At 68.4% G+C, this 5,025-nt stretch carries 1 protein-coding gene and 4 pseudogenes; 2 read left to right on the top strand and 3 right to left on the bottom strand.

Annotated features, from left to right (window positions below; genetic code table 11):
- Positions 1-716: 716 nt before the first annotated feature.
- Positions 717-959, bottom strand: a pseudogene (locus ACFZAU_RS41700) (integrase core domain-containing protein); the annotation flags it as partial.
- 63 nt (positions 960-1,022) lie between these two features.
- Here ACFZAU_RS41700 and ACFZAU_RS41695 point away from each other — a divergent pair.
- Positions 1,023-2,398: pseudogene (locus ACFZAU_RS41695) on the top strand (IS30 family transposase).
- On the opposite strand, the pseudogene ACFZAU_RS41690 reads toward ACFZAU_RS41695, so the two are convergent.
- Both ACFZAU_RS41690 and ACFZAU_RS41685 read right to left on the bottom strand, forming a co-directional pair.
- A pseudogene (locus ACFZAU_RS41690) lies at positions 2,382-2,630 on the bottom strand (transposase); the annotation flags it as partial. The pseudogenes ACFZAU_RS41695 and ACFZAU_RS41690 overlap by 17 nt on opposite strands.
- Positions 2,631-2,784: 154 nt before the next feature.
- Positions 2,785-3,189 (bottom strand): annotated as a pseudogene (locus tag ACFZAU_RS41685) (CHASE3 domain-containing protein); the annotation flags it as partial.
- 583 nt (positions 3,190-3,772) lie between these two features.
- On the opposite strand from ACFZAU_RS41685, the gene ACFZAU_RS41680 reads away from it, so the two are divergent.
- Positions 3,773-4,204 (top strand): response regulator, encoded by a 432-nt coding sequence (locus ACFZAU_RS41680; RefSeq protein ID WP_500556587.1) that lies wholly within the window; start codon positions 3,773-3,775, stop codon positions 4,202-4,204.
- Positions 4,205-5,025 lie beyond the last annotated feature (821 nt).

The raw sequence follows: 5,025 nt of genomic DNA, 5'->3' as shown, positions 1-5,025 counted from the left end.
CATCACCCATGGCCGTTCATGATCGCGGTTTCGGTGACCCTCCGTGGCCCCAGCACGGAAAGTGATCCAGAACCTCATTTCAACCGTCGCCGACACATACGCGACCCCGCCGACCAACTGCCTGCCGCGGCGGGGCCGCACCGATCCCGACGCGCGCTGCCGACGACCGGCGAACACACTGGTACTGAGGCTCCGCCCGGCGTTCCTCCCCCAAGACGTCCCCCGGGGTCTCCCTACTGCCCGGGACCGCCAGCCGGGCACCGCCGGCCCCCGCCCAGCCAGTGCACACCAAGACCCCAAAGCTCCATCTGCGCGCGCAGGCACGAGTCACACCGCGGAGCGGGTAGCGCGGCGCTGCGCTTCGGGGGTGCTGCTCACCACGGGGCAATGCCTCACTGCGTTCGGGGATCGCGGGCCCGCCCGGCGGGGCTTACCTCACTCCGTTCGACCGCCCCTGGTGGCCTCGAAGCGCCGGCCAGCTGCGGTGTAAGCGCAGCTCACCGCTTCGACCGCACCCGCACCATGCTGCCGCCGGAGCCACCGTATTCGTGGACGGCGCAGGCGCTTGGCGCAGCCGCCTGGACCGGTGTGAGGAGTTGGCGGCTCAGTTGCTGACGCGCGGGTTGGTGTTGGCGCCGGTCAGGGTGCCGCGGCTGCACGGCGGGCTCACGGTGGGTCTGGTGCAGCGTTGGGTGACAGGTTCGGTCACGCGGCTTGGTCAGGCGGCCGAGTGCGGCTTGTCTGCGGCGGCGGTGGTAGGTCCGTTCGATCCAGGTCACGATCGCGATCCGCAGTTCTTCGCGGGTGGTCCAGGTCCGACGGTCGAGGACGTTCTTCTGCAGCAAGCTGAAGAAGGACTCCATGGCCGCGTTGTCGCCGGCTGCCCCGACTCTCCCTATCGATCCGGCCATCCGGTGACGGTCGAGCGCCCGGACGAACTTCCGGGACCGGAACTGGGTGGATTCAACCGGTCGTCGCAACACCTCGACTGCGGAGGTGTGATGGGCAGGCCGGCAGGGTGGATGAAGGAACTGACAGGTAGGTCTGCGATGAAGTCGCCGGGGGCGCCGTCGTTGCGACGAGAGATCGAGCGTGAGTTCTGGCGTGAGATCGCCGCAGGACTTCTCACCGAGGAGGCCGCCGGTGTGGTCGGCGTGTCGCCTGCTGTCGGCACCCGATGGTTCCGGCAGCGTGGGGGCATGCCGTCGGTTGATCTTGCCCCGCTCGTGGGGCGGTATCTGTCGTTTCATGAACGTGAAGAAATAGCCCTCCTCAGGGCACAGGGAACCGGAGTCCGTGAGATAGGGCGCCGGCTGGGCCGTGCTCCGTCGACGATCTCCCGCGAACTGCGTCGCAACGCGGCGACCCGCACAGGCAAGCTGGACTACCGCGCCTCGGTCGCGCAGTGGAAAGCCGATCTGCTGGCGCTTCGTCCGAAGGAAGCGAAGCTCGTTGCGCATCCACGGCTGCGCGAGTACGTGCAGGAACGGCTCTCGGGCCATGTCCGCGCCTGGACGGAACCGCGGTGCAAGGATCGGAGACCGGGCAATGGAAGGGCCGCAACAAGCCGCACCGTCAGGACCGGAAGTGGATGTCGTCCTGGAGCCCGGAGTAGATCTCTCACCGGCTGAAGGTCGATTTCCCCGAGGACGAATCGATGCGCATCTCGCCTGAAGCGATCTACCAGGCGCTCTATGTCGAGAGCCGCGGCGCCCTCAAGCGTGAGCTGGTCGCCTGCCTGCGCACCGGGCGGGCACTGCGCGTCCCGCGCGCCCGCACCCGGCGCAAAGCCTGGGCCCACGTCTCGCCCGAGGTCATGATCAGCGAGCGTCCGGCCGAGGCCGAAGACCGCGCCGTCCCCGGGCACTGGGAAGGAGACCTCGTCATCGGGCTCAACCGGTCTGCGATCGGCACGCTGGTCAAGCGGACCACCCGGTTCACCATGCTGGTCCACCTGCCCCGCGAGGAGGGATACGGCACGATCCCACGGACGAAGAACGGACCCGCTCTCGCCGGATATGGCGCCGTGTCGATGAACAAGGCACTCACACCGGTGATCACGACGCTGCCCGAGCAGCTCCGGCGATCGCTTACCTGGGACCGTGGCAAGGAGCTGTCCCAGCACGCGCAGTTAAAGCTCGACACCGGCGTCGCGGTCTACTTCGCCGACCCGCACAGCCCTTGGCAGCGCGGGACGAACGAGAACACAAACGGGCTTCTCCGCCAGTACTTTCCTTAAGGAACCGACCTGTCCAGGTGGTCGGCCGACGAACTCCAGGCCGTGGCGCACGCTCTCAACAGCCGGCCCCGCAAGACACTCGGATGGAAGACCCCGGCGGAAGCACGGAACGAACACCTACACTCGGCCCGGAAGACCGGTGTTGCGACGACCGGTTGAATCTACCCTGAGATCCGCGATCGGTGTGCAGGATGCATCCGTCGACGTGTTCGCGCCGCGCGACGGCGTTGTCCAGGGCTGTCACGGCCAGGCGGGACTTCATGCGCGCGTCGATGGAGTAGCCCACGATCCGGTTGCTGAAGACGTCCTTGATCGCGCAGAGATAGAGCTTGCCCTCGCCGGTGGCGTGTTCGGTGATGTCGGCGAGCCACAGCCGGTTCGGGCCGGTCGCGGGTGAGCGGAGCGGTGATCCCGCGGCGCAGTCCCTCGAAGACCAAGGCCGCTACCAGCACGATCACCATGGCGATCGCAGTGAACACCCAGTTCCGCAGCCGCGTGGCGCGCTCAAGGTTGCGTACCGCGCTCAGCCGCGCGGTACGCACGTGCTCCTGCTGCGTGGAAACGGCCGCCCGCAGCTGATCGAACGCCCTCCGGCCTTCCTCCGCCCGGTCGGCCGCCAGCGCCGCCGGGGCTCCGGCAGGGGATGCGGCGATCGGCCGGGCGATGCGCTGCTGCCAGGCCTGCGTCCGCTCCATCACCAACCGCAGATCATCACGGCCCTGCGCGTTGTCGACCAGCAGCACGCGGAGCCGGTCAACGGCGGACCTCTCATCGGACAACCCCTGCCGGTAGGGGTCAAGGAAGTCCTTCCGGCCGGTCAGGCCGTACCCCCGTATACCGGTCTCCTGATTGACCAGCGCTGCTTCCAGCCGCACTGAGTAGGTCAGCGAGGGAGACCGGGTGTTGACCAGCTCGTCCGTAAGGGCGGAGGTGCGGCTGAGCGCCCACACGCCCACGGCACTCAGAGCGGCCAGAACCGCCAGGGTCGCGCTCACTCCGACACGCAGCCAGCGCCTGGTCGTCCACGCCGAGAGGCTTGTGGGCCTGCCTTGCCGGCTGGTCACGGCGAGCTCCTTCAGTCTTCGGCCGAGCCGCCCTGAAGTGCAGGCGACAGGGACACTGTAGCCGGACGGCGACAACGCTTGTTGTCGCTGGAACGTGGGCCTTACAGTGTGCTCATGCCTGGCATCCACTTTTCCTTGCGGATGAGTGAGGAGGAGCTTGCCGCGGTCGCGGCCGGCGCGGTCGATGACCTCGTCCGTCACCTCGTTCGTCGCGCTTTCGAACCTCTGCCCGGTCCGGGCGACCGCTCACCGGCCCAGGCGGAGGCCCTGGCCCACCTGCACATGCTGATCCATCTGCGGCAGGCCATCGAACAACTGGAGGAGACCGCCGCTCACGATGCCGCCGATGCCGGCGCCGGATACCCGCAGATCGGCAGAGCATCCAACATGACCAGGCAAGGCGCCCGCCGGCGATGGCCGGGACTGGTCAACCCAGACGCTCCCCCCCACGCGACCCCCGGAGACCTCGATGATGATCGCCCCCGCCCGCCCCTACGACGTGCTGCTGGTCGAGGACGACGCCGCTGACGCGATGCTCATCGAGGATGCCCTCACCACACACGGCACACGTAACCTGACCCAGGTCGAAGACGGCATCGCCGCCCTGGAGTACCTGGGCGACCCCCGCCACCCCCAGCCCGACCTGGTCGTCCTCGACCTGAACATGCCGCGCATGAACGGACGAGAACTCCTGGACGTGATCAAGAACGACGAGAACCTGCGCGCCATCCCCGTCGTCGTCCTCACCACCTCCTCCGCACCCGAGGACGTCACCGGCGCCTACCAGCGGCACGCCAACGCCTACGTCACCAAGCCCGTCAACCTCGACGACTTCGAGCGGGCCGTACAAAGCATCGACGCCTTCTACCTGGACACCGCCACCCGACTGCCCCGGCAGTAGCAGGGGAGGGGCCCCGATCTACAAGGGCACCGAGGCTTGCGTGCCGCCCTCGGGCAGCCGCTGTACGAGTAGGAGTGCGGCGGTTCCGTAAAGTCGTCTGGCCGCGAGCGAGCCGAGGAAACCCACTTGCTTGGGATCCCATGTGCCGCCCAGCCCGGCGGCGCGATGATGCGCATGCGGAAGCGGACCACGCCGTTCGGGAGGTCGACGCATGCTGTTTCCCTCGCCGGCGCGGGCCTCCATCCAGGCGCGGGGAGCCGCAGCGCGTCGCCCTTCCCGGAGCCCCGCCGTCATCGCGCGCGTTCCAGCTCGACGGCCGTCATCACCGGGGCGCGGTGACGGAGGTCGTGAACAACACCGACGGCCGGGAGTCCGTTCACCTGATGCCGTGGCCAGCTGCCGGAAGGGTGCCGCCGGGCGAGGTGCTGGTGAGGCTTGTCCTGGTGTCGGTGACTGCGGTCAGCCTCGTCGAGCGGCGGCTCCTGGACGGCGGCGTCGTCCGGCTCCGCCGGGGCGACGTCCCACATGACCAGACTTCGGGAGCTTCGAGTCGCTAATGGGCACGCCTGCGCTGGCAGCGCCGTGAAGGACCTCGTCGGCAGGGTCCGGGACGTCCGCCGCGAGTTGTTCGCGCTCCCCGAGGGCGGCCCCGCGGGGCGGAACAGGGCAGGTACGTCGAACGGGGCCCCACCAATGGTCTGCTTGCCAGCCGTCGACTGCGCGCCCTAAGAAGCCGTTTCTCTATCGATCATGGTGAGCATCGGTTCGAGTGTGGCGACTCGGTCGGGTGATCTCCGGGATGTCCGGGCATGAGGGTAGGG

This window comes from Streptomyces sp. NPDC008238, from assembly GCF_042956445.1.
In the GTDB taxonomy this organism is placed as follows: Bacteria; Actinomycetota; Actinomycetes; order Streptomycetales; family Streptomycetaceae; genus Actinacidiphila.
Note: the sequence above shows the minus strand (reverse complement) of the source record. Positions and strands in the feature narration are given on the sequence as shown.